Here is a 16,209-nt window from a genome sequence, read left to right as displayed (position 1 = left end):
CGCTCACCCTACGGGTGCCGCTCCAGCGGCCGATAACCCAGCTCCGTCGCCACCAGCACCTGGCCTGTGGCGGGGGAGCCGCAGGCGCGTGGACAGCCAACCCAGTGCCGATGCACCGGGGAATGGATTCCGCTGGCGATCTCCTCGGCGACTTCGAGTCGCACATCGGCGTGCACGTCGGCCCGCGAGCGCCCACATCCGGGTAGTCCGGTGCATGAACTGGCATTGAGCCAGGGGGAGCGTTCGTCGAACACCAGGCCCAAAGGCGCCAGCACCCGCAGTACCACGTCGGCGTCTTCGTGGGGCAGATCGCACAGCAGTACAGATCGCCACGGGGTGATGACGACAGGTTTTTCGGCCGCCGCCAACAGCGCGGCCACTCTCGCCGGTAGCTGACCCAACGGAACCGCGGCGCCCAGTGTCACCATGTCGCTGGCAGAGTTACCCGAGGAAGGCTGCTCGATCCATCCCACGGGTGCACGTACCGTGGCCGTCGGATGAGGTGGGCCTTCGATCAGCGTCGCGCCGATCGCCTGAGCAAGGGTCTCCGCCGCGTCCGGCAGCTCCGCCACGCGCCACGCGTTCCCGCGGATGTGCACGAAGGCCTGCGCGATCGCGAGCACGCGTTCCACGGCGGCATCTGGGTCGTCGATGCACACTGACGTGGTGCGGCCGTCGAGAATCAGTCGCCATCCACCTGGGTAATACCGCAGTCCGATATCGGCCCCCATGGCCGTCATATCGCCCCGCCCGTCGTCGAGGCTGAACAAAAAACGCCCCGGCAGGTCGGCGAGAACGGGAGCAGAGATCAGCCCGCGGTCCAGCGCGACGACCAGCGGACGCACATCGGGAAAGTCGCCGGACCGACCCGACAGCGGTGAGGCCACGATGTTGCGTACCCGTTCATGGCTCGGCGACGGCAGCAGCCCGGCCTCCGATAAGAGGGTGCCCACCGCATCCGCATCACGGATCGATCGCAGCTGAACATTGCCGCGGGAGGTCAGTTCCAATACCGGCGCGCCATAGTCGCCGGCCGCCTTCGCCAACGCGGCCAACTGCGCTGACGTGACCATTCCGCCGGGCAGCCGGATGCGTGCCAACGCTCCATCGGCAGCCTCGTGTAGACGCAGCGCACCGGGGCACGCGTCGTCTGGGCTGGAGCGGGTCACCTACTCACCGTAGGACTACGGTACGAATGTCCTGTGAGCAATGCCCCGATCCTGATCCTGTCGACATCCGACACCGACCTGCTGAGTGCGCGTGCCAGTGGTGCGAACTATCGATGGGCCAACCCTTCTCGTATCCACGTCGACGACCTGCCGGCCCTGCTGGACGGGATGGGGACGGTGGTTGTTCGGCTTCTTGGTGGCCGTCGCGGTTGGGAAGAGGGCATCGATGCCGTCATCGCCTCCGGTGTGCCGGCCGTCGTGGTCTCCGGTGAGCAGGCTCCCGATGCCGAGCTCATGGAATGTTCGACCGTCCCGGGCGGCGTGGCCCTACAAGTGCACCGGTACCTGGCCGAGGGTGGGACGGCGAATCTGCAGCAGCTGCACGCCTTCTTGTCCGACACCGTGCTGATGACGGGAATCGGCTTCGAACCGCCGACGACAAACCCCGCCTGGGGGGTGCTACAGCGTGCCGCCCGGAATGTCGACGGTCCCACCATCGCGGTCCTGTACTACCGCGCCCAGCAGCTGGCCGGAAACACCGCGTACATCGAGGCTCTCTGCACCGCCATTGAAAACCTTGGAGGACGGGCGCTTCCGGTGTATTGCGCCTCGCTGCGGACCGCGCCGGCGGAGCTTCTGCAGACCCTGGCGGCCGCCGACGCCATGGTGGTCACCGTGCTGGCCGCCGGTGGTGCGACTCCCGCGGCAGTGGGGGCCGGCGGAGCCGACGACGAGTGGAATGTCGGCCACCTTGCGGCCTTAGATATCCCAATCCTGCAGGGGTTGTGCCTGACCAGCCCCCGCGATGATTGGGACGCCAACGACGACGGTATGAGCCCGTTGGACGTCGCCACCCAGGTCGCGGTTCCCGAATTCGACGGACGCATCATCACCGTGCCCTTCTCGTTCAAGGAGATCGACAGCGACGGCCTTATCACCTACGTTCCCGACGCGGAGCGTTGCGCACGGGTGGCCGGTATCGCACTGCGGCACGCAAAACTTCGATCCATCCCCGCCGGCGAGCGTCGGATAGCGGTGGTGTTCTCCGCGTATCCCACCAAGCACGCCAGGATCGGCAACGCGGTGGGACTGGACACCCCGGCGAGCGCGGTGGCGCTGCTGACAGCGATGCGTGCGGCGGGCTATGACGTGGGCGCCGACGGTGACATCCCCGGACTGCCCGCTACCGGTCGGCCCGCGACGGACGGCGACGGGGACACGCTGATTCATGCGCTCATCGAACGGGGCGGCCAAGATCCGGACTGGTTGACCGCGGAACAGCTGGCGGGCAACCCAATTCGTGTACCCGCGCGACAGTACCGGGAGTGGTTCGCGCGGCTGGCGCCCGGGCTCGCCGAGCAGGTGGTCGAACACTGGGGCCCACCACCGGGAGAACTATTCGTCGACACCAGCGTCAACCCCGACGGCGATATTGTGATTGCGGCGTTGCAAGCAGGCAATATCTTGCTTCTCGTACAGCCGCCGCGTGGATTCGGGGAGAATCCGGTAGCCATCTACCACGACCCCGACCTGCCACCCAGTCACCATTACCTCGCCGCGTACCGCTGGCTGTCGGCCGGACGCGAGGAGGGCGGGTTCGGCGCCGATGCTCTGGTACACCTGGGCAAGCATGGCAATCTGGAGTGGCTGCCCGGGAAAACCGTTGGCCTGTCGGCAGATTGTGCTACCGATGCTGCGATCGGTGATCTGCCGCTCATCTACCCTTTCCTGGTAAACGATCCGGGCGAGGGCACTCAGGCCAAAAGGCGCGCGCACGCGACCCTGGTCGACCACCTCATCCCGCCCATGGCCCGCGCCGAAACCTATGGGGATATAGCGCGTTTGGAGCAACTGCTCGATGAGCACGCGAACATCTCGGCGCTGGACCCGGCGAAACTGCCGGCAATCCGCCAGCAGATCTGGACGCTGATGCGTGCGGCGAAGATGGATCACGACCTGGGGCTGCAGGAGCGCCCCGACGAGGACGTCTTCGATGACATGTTGCTGCATGTCGACGGATGGCTCTGTGAGATCAAAGATGTGCAAATCCGCGACGGCCTGCACATTCTGGGCAGCGCGCCCATCGGGGGAGCTCAGGTTGATCTGGTGCTGTCGATCCTGCGTGCCCGACAGATGTGGGCCGGTGAACAATCGGTACCCGGATTGCGTCAGGCGCTCGGACTGGCCGAGGACGGCACCGACGACCGTGGGCGCGTCGATGAGATTGACCAGCAGGCGCATTCGCTGCTGACGGCGCTGCAGGCTACGGGCTGGAATCCCGACGCGGTGGACGATCTCACCGATGACCCTCAGGTCGCGCAGATCCTGCGGTTCGCGGCGGCCGAGGTAGTGCCCAGGCTGGACGGAACCAACGGCGAGATTGACGCGATCCTGCGCGCTCTGGACGGCCGGTTCATCGAGGCTGGGCCCTCCGGCTCGCCGCTGCGGGGGCTTGTCAACGTGCTGCCTACCGGGCGCAATTTCTACTCGGTGGACCCCAAGGCGGTGCCGTCGAAGCTGGCCTGGGAGACCGGGCAGGCCATGGCGGACTCGCTGCTGGAGCGATACCGCACCGACTATGGAGATTGGCCGCGGTCTGTAGGTCTTTCGATATGGGGTACCTCGGCGATGCGGACCTCCGGTGACGATATCGCCGAAGTTCTTGCACTCCTGGGTGTTCGGCCAGTGTGGGATGAGGCCTCCCGGCGCGTGGTGAGCCTGGAGGCGATCTCCCTGGCAGAACTCGGGCGCCCACGGATCGATGTCACGGTGCGCATTTCCGGATTCTTCCGCGACGCCTTCCCGCATGTGGTGACCATGCTCGATGACGCGGTCGCGCTGGTGGCGGGTCTCGATGAACCCGCGGAGCAGAACTATCTGCGGGCGCATGCCGAATTGGATCGCGCCGAGCATGGGGATTGGCGACGCGCCACCATGCGCATCTTCGGTTCCAAGCCCGGCACTTATGGCGCAGGACTACTTCAGCTGATTGATAGCCAAAACTGGCGCAACGACTCGGATTTGGAGCAGGTCTACACCGCGTGGGGCGGATTCGCTTATGGTCGTGGATTGGATGGTGCCGCCGCGAGTGAAGATATGCGTCACCAGTATCGCCGGATCGCGGTCGCGGCGAAGAACACCGACACCCGCGAACACGATATTGCCGATTCGGACGACTACTTCCAGTACCACGGCGGCATGGTCGCCGCGGTGCGCGCACTCACTGGTAAGGCTCCCGCGGCGTATATCGGTGACAACACCCGACCGGACGCTGTGCGTACCCGCACGTTATCTGAAGAAACCACAAGAGTTTTCCGTGCACGTGTGGTCAATCCGCGGTGGCTGGAGGCGATGCGCCGGCACGGTTACAAGGGCGCGTTCGAAATGGCGGCCACCGTCGACTACCTGTTCGGGTACGACGCCACCGCGAATGTGATGGCCGACTGGATGTACGAGCAACTCACCAGCAGCTATGTGCTCGATGAGCAGAACCGCAAGTTCATGCAGCAGTCCAACCCGTGGGCGCTTCATGGCATTGCCGAGAGGTTGCTGGAGGCGGCCAGTCGGGGCCTGTGGGAGAACCCGGATCAGCAAGTTTTGAGTGATTTGCGCTCAGTGTTCTTGGAGACCGAGGGCGAGCTGGAGTCGTAGCATCGGAGCATGGCCCGGAATATCGGCTTGGACATCGGCACCGTAGCGGCCGGCCGCTACATTCTGTTGACCACATTCACCAAAGATGGTGTGCCCAAGCCAACTCCGATGGGCTTCGTCGCCGAGGGCGATGAGCTCTTGCTGACCACGAGTGCGAACACCTGGAAGGTCCGAAGGATCCGGCGAGACCGGAAGGTGAGAGTGGCCGTCTGCACGCAGCGCGGCCGGGTGATCAGTCCGGTTGCCGATGCCACTGCGGTGATCGTCGAGGATCCGGCCTCGGTGGCGCGTATCCGGGAGGCGGTGGTCAAACGGTACGGACTACCCAGCCGGATCGTGACGGCGTGGTTGGACCGGCGCAACGGCGCCAGAGTCGGTATTTCGGTGACGCTCGGCGCGCCGGAAACGCTGTGAGGTTCCTAGACTGATCGGCATGGGTGCGAACCTCCCGGTGCCGACATTCGACGACGTCTGTGCCGCCAAATATGTCCTGTTGACCACCTACACCAAGGACGGTCACGCCAAACCGGCCGCGGTGTGGGCGGCACCCGAGGACGGCGAGCTTCTCGTGTGGACGGAAGCCAACTCCTGGAAGGTGCGCCGGATCCGCAATACCCCGCGCGTAACGCTGGCCGTCTGCGATGTGCGTGGCAAGGTCCGCAGCGGCGAGATCGAGGGCACCGCACGAGTCCTGGACCCCGACGGGACCGAGCGGGCGCGGGCGGCCATCACCCGGAAGTACGGCCTGCTGGGGTGGGTGCTGGTCAAGGCCAGCGTGCTGCGTCGAGGCACCAGCGGCACCATCGGGCTAGCCATCACCGCCTGACCCGGAACGCCGAACCGGGAACCCGGCGACGGGCCGGTGCGTTGTCCGGGTATGTGGCCAGGCCTGTTTCTCCTGTATGTGATCGTCGAGGTGTCCGCCCTGGTGGCGTTGACCTCGGCGGTGGGCATCGGCTGGACCATCATCGCCGTCGCCGCGGCCTTTGTCGTTGGTCTGATACTCGCGGGCTCGCAGGCCCGGCGCGCCGTGGATCAGCTGCGGCGGGGAGTGCGATCCCCCGGGGGCGCCGTCGCGGACGGTGCGCTCATCGCGCTCGGAACTGTCGCGGTGGTGATCCCGGGGCTGGTGTCCTCGGCTATTGGGCTGCTCATGCTGTTGCCCCCGACCCGTGCCGTCCTGCGGCCGGTGCTGACCCTCGTCGCGGCACGGCAGCTGAGCCGGCGCGCGCCCCTCATCACCGTCATTCCCGCCGGATACGGCGCGTTTCAGGCCAGCCGAACGCGGCCGAGCACCGTCGACTACATCGATGGTGAGGTCGTCGACGTGGCGGAAGATTCAGGCGAGCAGACCTCCAGGTACCGTCCCGGCCACGACCTGCCTGCGTAGACGTCCCTCGAACCCGGCAGAATTACCGAGTGCAGACTCAACTGCTCGTCAACGCGCGCGTGCATAGCCCGTCGCATCCGGCGGCGACCGCCATGGCCGTGACCGGCGATATCATCAGCTGGATCGGCGAGGACGACCTTGGTCGCGCAGAGTTCCCCGGCGCCGACATCGTCGACCTGGAGGGTGCCTTCGTCGCGCCCGCGTTCGTCGACGCCCACGTTCACCTCACCGCTCTGGGGCTGTCCATCATCGGGCTCGACCTGTCCGACATGACCTCACGCGAGCAATGCCTGGCCCGACTGGCCGCGTACGCCGGTGAGCATGCCGATGAGGTGATCTGGGGACACGGCTGGGACGAATCGCGATGGCCGGATCGGGAACCGCTGAGCACCGCCGAACTGGACGCGACAGCACCCGGCCGGGCCGTCTACCTCACCCGTATTGATGTGCACTCGGCCGCGGCGTCGACGGCGCTGCGCCGGCAGGTACCGGGACTTGCCGATGCCACGGGATTTCACCCCGAGCGTCCGCTGGCCGGGGCGGCTCACCACCTATTGCGGGCACACGCCCGCGGTGCGCTCTCCGTCAACGGGCGGGCGCGGGCACGGCGCGCGGCCCTCGACAGCGCGGCATCGCTGGGCCTGGTGTCGGTGCACGAATGCGGCGGGCCCGAGATCGGTGGGCTGGATGATTTCCGGGAGCTGTTGGCCACCGAGCATGGCGTGCAGGTCACCGGATACTGGGGTGAGCCAGCCCGCGACCCCGATCACGCGCGCGAGCTCATCGCCTCAACGGGGGCTGCCGGTCTGGCCGGTGACCTCTTCGTCGACGGCGCGCTGGGATCGCATACCGCCTGGCTGCAGGAGCCGTATCACGATGCGCCGCACACCTGCGGCACGATGCATCTGGACGCTGAAACGGTTGAGACGCATCTGGACTCGTGCACGCAGGCCGGCATCGCCGCAGGGTTCCACGTGATCGGCGACGCCGCCGTCACTCAGGTGATCGACGCGCTGGGCCGTGTCGCCGACCGTTATGGCGTGCCGGCGGTGGCTCGGTGTGGACATCGTCTTGAGCACCTCGAAATGGTCTCCGCGGCACAGGCCGAGCAACTCGGTCGCCTCGGGGTGATTGCCAGCGTGCAACCGGCATTTGATGCTCTCTGGGGTGGCCCAGATGGCATGTATGCGGAACGACTCGGCCCGGACCGAGGTGCTCAGCTAAACCCGCTGGCGCTGTTAGCATCCCAAGGCGTGCCTCTCGCGTTCGGTTCTGATGCCCCTGTCGCGCCCATGGATCCGTGGGTGACGGTGCGGGCAGCGGCACATCACCGCACCGCAAGCAGTTCCGTTTCGGTCCGCGCGGCATTCGGTGCCGCGACCCGGGGCGGCTGGCGTGCGCAGGGCGTTCATGACGGCGCGACCGGCACGTTGACGCCGGGAGCGCTTGCCAGCTATGCGGTTTGGGAGACAGGGGACTTGACCATCAACACCAGCCAACCGGGAGTGCAGCGGTGGTCCACGGACCCGCGCTCGCGGGTCCCGGCCCTGCCGGACTTATCGGACGCCGCTGCTGTGCTCCCCACATGCCTCCGGACCGTGCACCGCGGCACGGTGATCCATGGCTGAAGAAGCTGTCGGCGAATCCGTTGACGAGACTGTTGGCGAGGACATCGCGGATCGCGGTGTGGAGGCCAACGTTCCGGTAGACGAGGAGCCGCAGGCTCCGGGCAACGCCGGTCCCTCACGCGGTGCGGCCTTCGCCGGTGCGGTGCGTGCACGCGCTGTCGCGTTCGGCACGGCCTGGCTGCGCGCGGCGACCCGTCAGGGCGCGGCGTTGATCGGGGGCCTCGCATTGTGTGCGAGCTTCCCGCCGTGGGGTTACTGGTGGGCCGCGTTCCCGGCACTGTCGATCCTGGGATTGGTGTTGTGGTCGCCGAAGACCAGGTTGCGCGGCGGGCTCGGGTACGGCCTGCTGTTCGGTCTCGCGTTTTACATCCCGCTGCTGCCCTGGACAGGCCAGCTGGTCGGCGCCGTCCCGTGGCTGGCGCTGTCCTTGCTCTGTGCGACCTGGGTGGCCCTATTCGGTGTCTTGGCGGTCGCCGTGCGGAACCTGCCGGGTTGGCCGCTGTGGTTCGCCGCCGCGTGGTCCGCTGCCGAATGGGGTAAAGCGAGCGTTCCGTTTGGCGGGTTCCCTTGGGGCCGTATCGCTTTCGGGCAGGGCGACGGTCCAATGCTGAGCCTGGCGCGATACGGGGGAGCGCCGTTGGTGTCCTTCATGGTTGCCCTGGGGGCCTTCGCGGTGACCGCACTCGGTATCGAGATGTACCGCTGGTGGCGAAGCCCATCCTTGGGTCCGGACGGCGCCCGGCCGATGCCCTCGGTGCTGCTGCCCGGAGCCTGCGTGTGTCTTGTGCTGTTCGCCATGGCGGTGAGCTGGCAGCAGGTTCGGCACGCGAGCCACGGCGCCACGGATGGTCGGACCGTCACCGTCGCCGCGGTGCAGGGGAACGTTCCGCGTTTGGGGCTCGATTTCAACGCTCAACGCCGCGCTGTGCTCGACTACCACGTCAAGGAAACCCTCCTGCTGGCCCAGGACGTGAAGGCGGGCAAGGCTCCGGCACCTCAGTTCGTCGTGTGGCCGGAGAACTCCTCGGATATCGATCCGATCCGCAACGCCGACGCGGCCGAGGCCATCACCGAGGCATCACAGGCCATCGGTGTGCCCATCCTGGTCGGCGGCGTGCTGCGGTACCCCGATTCCACCCCCGAACAGCCCAAATCGATCAATTCGATCATCGTGTGGGATCCGAACACCGGCCCGGGGGAACGTCATGACAAGCAGATCGTGCAGCCGTTCGGAGAGTATCTGCCGTGGCGGAGTTTCTTCGCGCACTTCTCGGAGTACGCCGACCGCGCCGGGTACTTCGTGCCGGGAGACGGCAACGGTGTCGTCACCGCCGGTGGAGTGAAGATCGGTGTGACGACGTGCTGGGAGGTCCTGTTCGACAGGGCAGCGCGGCTGTCCACCCTCAACGGTGCCCAAATTCTGGCGGTGCCGAGCAACAACGCCCTGTTCGGCAGTGCGATGAGTGAACAGCAGCTGGCCATCTCCAAGGTTCGGGCGGTCGAGCACGACCGGGAGGTCATCGTCGTCGGCACCACCGGGATCAGCGCATTTATCTCTCCCGATGGTGTCGACGCGGGCCGCACCAAGTTTTTCGAACCGGCGTACATCGACATGCAAGTGCGACTGCACGACGACCTGACACCCGCCACACAATGGGGTCCCTGGATCGAATGGGCACTTGCTGTGATCGCTGGACTTGCCGTCCTGGCCTCGGCTGGCCTGGCGATACTGCACAATGGAGGGCTGAAGAGGCCGGAACGTGAGGTAGAGCCGGCCTCACCGATTAAGGAGACCTGACCGGAGTGGATCCCGTGACCGAACGTCCGAGCGCCCGGACCCTGGTGATCATTCCGACGTACAACGAGCGGGAGAATCTCCCGCTGATCCTTGGTCGGCTGCACAAGGCGCAACCCGATGTCCATGTGCTGATCGTCGATGACGGCAGCCCTGACGGCACCGGTGAACTTGCTGACGAGGCCGCGCTTGCCGACCCGGATCGCGTGCACGTCATGCATCGCAAGGAAAAGGGTGGCCTGGGAGCCGCCTACATTGCCGGCTTCGGTTGGGGCCTGGCCCGTCAGTATTCGGTGCTGGTGGAGATGGACGCCGACGGCAGTCACGCTCCTGAACAGCTGTCGCGGCTGCTCGATGCCGTCGACGCCGGAGCCGATCTGGCGATCGGTTCTCGCTACGTCCCCGGGGGCACCGTCGTCAACTGGCCCTGGCGGCGGTTGGTGCTATCCCGCAGCGCGAACGTCTATGCGCGGCTGGTGCTGGGCGTCAAGCCCCACGACATCACTGCGGGATACCGCGCGTACCGGCGTGAGGTGCTCGAAAAGCTGGATCTGGCGGCCGTTGAATCGCACGGCTACTGCTTCCAGATCGACCTCACTCTGCGCACCATCGCGCACGGTTTCGAGGTTGCCGAGGTGCCGATCACCTTCACCGAACGCGCCATCGGTGAATCCAAGATGAGCGGATCGATCATCAACGAGGCCCTGGTCAAGGTCACCAAATGGGGTATCAGCAGTCGCCTCGATCGGGCGCGCGGCATCAATCGCTGAGGTACTCAGCCTTCACGCGTTGCGGGCCATCAGGCCGCCGTCGACGGGAATGACCGTGCCGGTGAGATAGGACGCGGCCGGCAGGCACAGGCTCAAGGTCATGTGTGCCACTTCCTCGGCGCGACCGTAGCGCCGTAGCGCGGTGCGCCGGCGGGCATAGGTGTCTTTGTCTTCGGAGGAGATCGCTGCCGTCATCGCGGTATCGATCGGCCCTGGGCAGATGCAGTTCACCGTGATGCCGTCGCGTCCAAGGTCGACGGCCAAACTCCTGGTCAGACCAGCCAGGCCGGACTTGGCCGCGACATATGGGCTGTCGTACGGGGTGGCGCCGAGAGCCTCCGTGGAGGCGATGTTCACCACGCGCGGGGCAGGGGAGTTACGCAGGAACGGAAGCGCCGCACGGACAATCCGTTGGGGTGCGGTCAGATGAACGGCCAGTGAGCGCGCCCAGGTCTCGCCGTAATCGGGGTCATCGAGGGACCTGAATGCCGCGAAACCGGCGTTATTCACCACAATGTCCAGCCGGCCGAATCGCTCGGCGACGGCCGTCACCACCTCGGTGATCTGGGTATCATCGGTGACATCCAGTGCCCAAGGGGCGGCGGAATCGCCGATCTCAGCGGCGACCGCCTGTGCGTCCTCCAACCGAAGATCGGTGACCGCCACAAACGCGCCGTCCTCGGCGAAAACCCGGGCAGTTGCCTTCCCCATGCCGCTGCCGGCACCGGTGATGAGAACTGCCGAACCCGCGACGGATCTGCCGGAGGCACTCATCAGGCGAGTTACGCTGCCGCGCCCTAGCCCCTGCGACGGCCCTTGATCAGTTCCAGACGCTCCTTGAGCAGCTCGTCGAGTTCCTCAACGCTGCGGCGCTCCAGGAGCATGTCCCAGTGCGTACGGGGGGGCTTGACCTTCTTGGGCTCGGGCACATCGCCGTCGAGGAGGGTGCCTTCCAGGCCATTGCGGCACGCCCAGTTGGCAGGGATCTCGGCATCGTGGGCGAAGGGAACGTCGAACTCTTCACCGTTGTCGGTGCGGTAGCGAGCCATGCGGCGGGGCGCCAGGTCGTGGTCACGATCGGTTTCGTAGCTGACGGCGCCGAGTCGGCTGCCCCGTAGAACACGATCTGCCATGTGTACATCTCCTCTTCACTGCGGGTCTCTGCGGATCGGATCCCGCGCTCGAATTGCTGGTGGCTGTCTACCTCAACGCCGTACCCGCGCCGTTAGTTCCCTGTTCGCGCAGGTTGTGGCCCTCATTATAGCTGGTGAACGCCGTTGTGGCGGTCACCGCTTTGCGTCTGCGACGCGTGGCGGGGTATCACGATTGCCCGAGTTAGGCGCGCTGTGCCGTGGTGATAGCTGCCCGGCCATCGGCGGGCGATCGGCTGGCATAGGTCGGTGCGTACCGCTGCAGTAGTTCGCGTGTGGTCAGGTGCTTTTGGCACTGGAACCCATGCGAGGCCAGCAGTGCGTCGGCGTCACCCGCGGTGAGGCCCGTCAGGTATGGCTCGCCAAAACGTGCGGCCGCCTCGGTCCACAGTCGGGCGCGTACAGACTTGCTGTCTCCACCGGTGACGACACTGGTGTCGAGGTAGTCGAAAACCAGCAGGCTCCCGGGCGCGCAGACCGTCGCGAGGTCGGCAAGTGTCGCGTCCAGTGCGTCCTGGGTGAGGTAGGCAGTCACACCGAGCCAGATGAACAGGCTCGGCCGGGTGGGATCGAATCCGTGGGCGAGGAGTCTTTCGCGCAATACGTCGTGTTCGAAATCGCAGGGCACCCAAACGATCTGATCGTTGTCATCGGGTGAACGGAGCTGTTCCATGACGGCGCGTTTGTCCGCTTGGGTGGTGGGCGCGTCGACTTCGAAGATCCTGACCGAACCGTGTGCCGCCCGCCGCAACGTGGTGGTGTCGAATCCGGCGCCCAGCAGCACAACCTGATCGACACCGTCGTTGATGGCGGCATCGAGGACATCATCGGTGTAGCGCACCCGTAAGACCAGGAAGAAGTGACCCGCGGCGCCGAACACGGATTTCAGTACTCCGATAAAGCCGCGCGCCACCAATGGATGGATCAAACAGGCCCGTAGCAGGGGGCTGCGGATGAAATGCCGTGAGTACGGATCGTCGAGCAGGCGCCGCCGTGGCGGCTGCAACGTTTCCGCCGCGCGTTGGGCCGCGCAGGATTGCGCCGTAAAACTCGCCCGACGATCAAGACGACGACTACTCACACCGGTCTCCGCTTCTGGTGGCCAACACATTCCCCGCATCCACGTCTAGGCCCGGTGTCCGCCGGACGTTGAGCCGACCAATGCCGGATCCGACTCCCGCAGCGCGCGGCACGGCACGCGCATCGGCCACCAGAACCACCGGCCCAGGAGCGTCGCGATGGAGGGGATGACGAGCGAGCGGACGATGAGCGTGTCGAGCAAGAGTCCGACGCCGACGGTCGTGCCGATCTGCGCGAGCGTGCTCGAGTAGCCCGCGATCAACGCGAACATCGTGAAGCCGAAGATCAGGCCCGCGGTCGTGACCACGCTGCCCGTCCCCACCATGGCGCGGATGATCCCGGTTTTTATCCCGGCGCGGAGCTCTTCCTTGAACCGGGCCACGAGCAACAAGTTGTAATCGGCGCCGACCGCGACAAGGAAGATGAAGGAACACGGTGCGACGGCCCAGTGCAAAGGCAGACCGATGCCGTACTGCCAGATGGCGACACTGAGCCCCCACGCGGAAAGAAAGGACAGTCCCACGGTGCCCACGACGGCGACCGCGGCGACGAAGCTGCGCAACAACAGCAGCACGACGCAGAACACGAAGGCGAACGCCGCGACCGCACTGGTGAGGAAATCCTCCTTCGCGAAGGCCGCGATGTTGAGCAGCGTGCCGCCGGCTCCTCCGATGCTCACCGTGCTCCCGCCGAGTGACGTGCCCTTGAGCGCCGCCTTGGCCGCGGGGACGATCTTTGCGCTGTAGTCCATGCTCTCGCGGCTGAACGAATTCACGTCACCCATGACGAGCATGCGGGTGATCTTGCCGTCCGGAGAGAAGAAGACGGAGAGCGCGGATTGGAACAACGGGGATTCGAAGGCCTGGCTCGGAAGGAAGAAGTACCCGCTCGGGTCTCCCTTCATATAGGTGTCGGCGATCTCTCGCAGGAACTGGGTGACTTCGTTCATCTGCACCAGCAGCGAGTCCGCCATGCCGCGGATCGGCGTCAGTGTGCGTTGCGAGTCGGCGAGAAAACGGTCCAGCAGCCGGACCTGGGCCACCAAGTTGGGCAATGATTCCGAGGCGACGCGGGACGCGTCCACGATGTCCTCGAACTTGCGTCCCCCCGTCTGATTGAGTCCGTCGAGAACGGCCAGACCGGTGAGCGCGGCGTTGCAGGGGAGGAGCTGCTTGCAGTCGGGAACCATGTCGACGAGCTCGCCCGCCGCGTCGATGCCATCCGCGACGAGCGGCTGCATTTCGTTATGGATCCCCTTCGCCACCTTCAACAGCTCAATGAGACGTTGCCGGGTGGCTGCGCCGGTGCCGCCGGGCAGCTCGACCGCGCGCTGGGTTACCTCAAGGTCTTTGAGCACCACCTTGACCCCCACGGACAGCTGATCGATCTGACCGGTGATTCTGGCGATGCCGTTGAGCTGCGTGCTCACCATCTCGGCTATCTGGGACATCCGTTCGCCGATGTATCCGCCCTGATAGGTCAGGGTGCCTTGGGGAAGTGGCGTGATGAGTGGGCGGGTGATGCCTTGCACCGCCTGGACGCCTTCCACGGCGTAGACGGCGTTCGTCAGCTTCGCGAGTGCGATCAGGTCGGCGGAGTTGCGCATGTCGTGATCTGACTCGACGAAGAGCAGATTCGGGTTCAGCAGATTGGGCGGCAAGTGCCGATCCGCGGCATCGAGACCCAGGTTCGCCTCGGTGTTGGCCGGTTGGGCCGCACGCTCGTTGTAACTGATCACATAGGTCGGCAGCACAAGAATCGCGAGTGCCAGCACGGCGAGGCTGCCGGCGAGCACCGGACCCGGCCAGCGGACCACGTGGGTGGCGATGCGCCGCCAGCGCCGGACGGCGCGTTCTCCGCGCGGTTCGTACAGTCCGAGCCTGCATCCGATCGCGAGCAGTGCGGGGCCAAGGGTCAGCGCTGCGGCAAGTGCGGTGAGGATGCCGATGGTGCAGGGCAGACCGGAGGTGGAAAAAGCGGCGAGTCTGGTCAGCGTCATGCACGCGGTCGCGCCCGCCACGGTCAGCCCCGAGGCGAAGATGATGCGCTGCACGCTTTTCAGTGCGGTGTAGTACGCCGTGGTCGGGTCCTGCCCGGCTCGTCGTGCCTCCTGATATCTGCCGAGCAGGAAGATGCCGTAGTCGGTGCCCGCGCCCAGCACGATTCCGGCGAGCAGGCTTGACGCGAATATGGAAATGCCGATGATCTCGTGCTGGCCGAGAAGGGCGACGATCGGCCGGGCCGTGACCAGAGCGACGGCCACCACGAGCAGTGGCATCGCGGCCGTGAATAGCGAGCGGTAAGTCAACGACATGATGATGGTGATGCAAATGGCGCAGGCGAAGATGATCGGCAGGATCGATCGGTTGATCGCGAGCAGCTCGTCGTTCACGACCGCGGATGGACCGGTCACGTAGATCTTGACGCCGTCCGGCGGCGGATACGCCTTGACGATGTCGCGCACGGCCTGAGTGGATTCCATGGCCAGCGCGGTGCCCATGTTGCCACCCAGGTTGAGGTAGCTGAAGGAGGCCTTCCGATCCTGGCTTTCGAATGCCGGAGCAAACGATGGGTCGGACCATAGGTCGATCGTCGTGATGACGTGTTTCTTGTCGGCCTTGAACTTCTCCATCAGGTTCGCGTAGTAGCGGTGCATCTCCGCGCCGAACGGCTGGTCGCCCTCGGCGAGCACCGCGACGAAGTTGTTCGTACCGCCGTTGCCAAAATACTTGCCCATGTTGGACAGTGCCTGCACCGACGAGGCCTGATCGGGCAAGAAGGACAGGGCGTGTCCCTCAATCACCTTCTCCAACTGAGGGCCTGCGGCATTGAGCCCGCACGCGAGTAATACCCATAAGACAACAATGGGTATGGAGAGTCCATACAGCAGTCGGGCGTACAGGGGTCGGTGCTGTTCGGTGCCCGCGTAGGTCTCACGACGGAACGGCACCGAGAATTCCCCGCGCACTCGGCGACCGAAGGCGCGCGATCGGGCGGCGAACCCATCAGCTGCGGCAGGCGCGGCAGGTGTGCCGGGAGCGGGTATCGGGCCGGTATCCGCTTCGGCCTCGTCTGCGGTCATGCGACTTGCACCTTGCAACTGGCGATACCGCCGGTGGCCGTCGCGACTTGTTCATCGCGGACCTGTCCGTTGACGGTGATCCGGCATCCGACGCCAGCGGCATTGGATTGCACGACCATGCTGGTCACCAGGGAGGGCTCCACGGTGCGCAGCGCCTCCTGCCATGGCAGGACCGCGCCGACATTCTGGTTGTGGCCGTTGTCATCAAGATAGGACACCGTCGCCGGCGTCCCGGCAGGCCCGATGGCTTCGTACTGGATGGTCCGCTCGGAAAGGCTGCCGAGTACAGGGAGACGGCTCACGGTTCCCACCGCCTCATCGGGGATCTCGCTCGACCGCAACTTCAGAATGAACACGGCCGCGACCGTAAGGACCGCCAGCACAACAAGATACACCCAGGCGCTTCTCATCAAGCGACCTTTGGAGGAAGCGGCAAATCCATTGTGAAACACCCTTCGTGTTGCCAATCAGGCGCGTACAGTGCGAATTCCAC

13 protein-coding genes are annotated in these 16,209 nt (G+C 65.6%); 7 read left to right on the top strand and 6 right to left on the bottom strand.

What is annotated here, in order from left to right; translation table 11 throughout:
* Positions 1-8 precede the first annotated feature (8 nt).
* Positions 9-1,169, bottom strand: a complete 1,161-nt coding sequence (cobG, locus tag B4400_RS16890; protein WP_078311702.1) for a precorrin-3B synthase — start codon at positions 1,167-1,169, stop codon at positions 9-11.
* Between the two features lie 33 nt (positions 1,170-1,202).
* Between cobG and cobN the strand changes: the two genes are divergently transcribed.
* The 7 genes from cobN to B4400_RS16855 all read left to right on the top strand — a co-directional run bounded on the left by cobN (position 1,203) and on the right by B4400_RS16855 (position 10,403).
* A complete protein-coding gene (gene cobN, locus B4400_RS16885; protein ID WP_078311701.1) occupies positions 1,203-4,820 on the top strand; it encodes a cobaltochelatase subunit CobN in 3,618 nt (1,205 codons plus the stop codon).
* Positions 4,821-4,829: 9 nt separating this feature from the next.
* Entirely contained in the window at positions 4,830-5,234 is a 405-nt protein-coding gene (locus B4400_RS16880) for a PPOX class F420-dependent oxidoreductase (protein WP_078311700.1), read from the top strand.
* 10 nt (positions 5,235-5,244) lie between these two features.
* Entirely contained in the window at positions 5,245-5,646 is a 402-nt protein-coding gene (locus tag B4400_RS16875) for a PPOX class F420-dependent oxidoreductase (protein WP_078311699.1), read from the top strand.
* A gap of 51 nt (positions 5,647-5,697) precedes the next feature.
* A complete protein-coding gene (locus B4400_RS16870; RefSeq protein WP_078311698.1) occupies positions 5,698-6,210 on the top strand; it encodes an FxsA family protein in 513 nt (170 codons plus the stop codon).
* A gap of 92 nt (positions 6,211-6,302) precedes the next feature.
* Complete coding sequence (locus B4400_RS16865; protein ID WP_078311833.1) at positions 6,303-7,838, top strand: amidohydrolase; 1,536 nt, start codon at positions 6,303-6,305, stop codon at positions 7,836-7,838.
* Positions 7,831-9,636 (top strand): apolipoprotein N-acyltransferase, encoded by a 1,806-nt coding sequence (gene lnt, locus B4400_RS16860; protein ID WP_078311697.1) that lies wholly within the window; start codon positions 7,831-7,833, stop codon positions 9,634-9,636. The genes B4400_RS16865 and lnt overlap by 8 nt, the downstream gene beginning before the upstream one ends.
* A gap of 5 nt (positions 9,637-9,641) precedes the next feature.
* On the top strand, positions 9,642-10,403 hold the full coding sequence (locus tag B4400_RS16855) for a polyprenol monophosphomannose synthase (RefSeq protein ID WP_078311696.1): 762 nt from the start codon (positions 9,642-9,644) through the stop codon (positions 10,401-10,403).
* A 12-nt stretch (positions 10,404-10,415) separates the two neighbouring features.
* On the opposite strand, the gene B4400_RS16850 is transcribed toward B4400_RS16855, so the two are convergent.
* The 5 genes from B4400_RS16850 to B4400_RS16830 all read right to left on the bottom strand — a co-directional run bounded on the left by B4400_RS16850 (position 10,416) and on the right by B4400_RS16830 (position 16,111).
* Positions 10,416-11,177, bottom strand: coding sequence for an SDR family NAD(P)-dependent oxidoreductase (locus B4400_RS16850; RefSeq protein WP_078311695.1), 762 nt, complete (start codon positions 11,175-11,177; stop codon positions 10,416-10,418).
* Between the two features lie 23 nt (positions 11,178-11,200).
* Entirely contained in the window at positions 11,201-11,536 is a 336-nt protein-coding gene (locus B4400_RS16845) for an RNA polymerase-binding protein RbpA (RefSeq protein ID WP_043079148.1), read from the bottom strand.
* Positions 11,537-11,738: 202 nt separating this feature from the next.
* Complete coding sequence (locus B4400_RS16840; protein WP_078311694.1) at positions 11,739-12,635, bottom strand: class I SAM-dependent methyltransferase; 897 nt, start codon at positions 12,633-12,635, stop codon at positions 11,739-11,741.
* A 45-nt stretch (positions 12,636-12,680) separates the two neighbouring features.
* The gene (locus tag B4400_RS16835; RefSeq protein ID WP_078311693.1) at positions 12,681-15,716 is read right to left on the bottom strand and encodes an MMPL/RND family transporter; all 3,036 of its coding nucleotides are present in this window, start codon (positions 15,714-15,716) and stop codon (positions 12,681-12,683) included.
* Entirely contained in the window at positions 15,713-16,111 is a 399-nt protein-coding gene (locus B4400_RS16830; RefSeq protein WP_078311692.1) for an MmpS family transport accessory protein, read from the bottom strand. The genes B4400_RS16835 and B4400_RS16830 overlap by 4 nt, the downstream gene beginning before the upstream one ends.
* Positions 16,112-16,209: the final 98 nt, after the last annotated feature.

The sequence above is a fragment of the Mycobacterium sp. D16Q13 genome, from assembly GCF_002013375.1.
GTDB lineage: Bacteria > Actinomycetota > Actinomycetes > Mycobacteriales > Mycobacteriaceae > Mycobacterium.
This window is presented reverse-complemented; position numbering and strand designations above follow the sequence as displayed.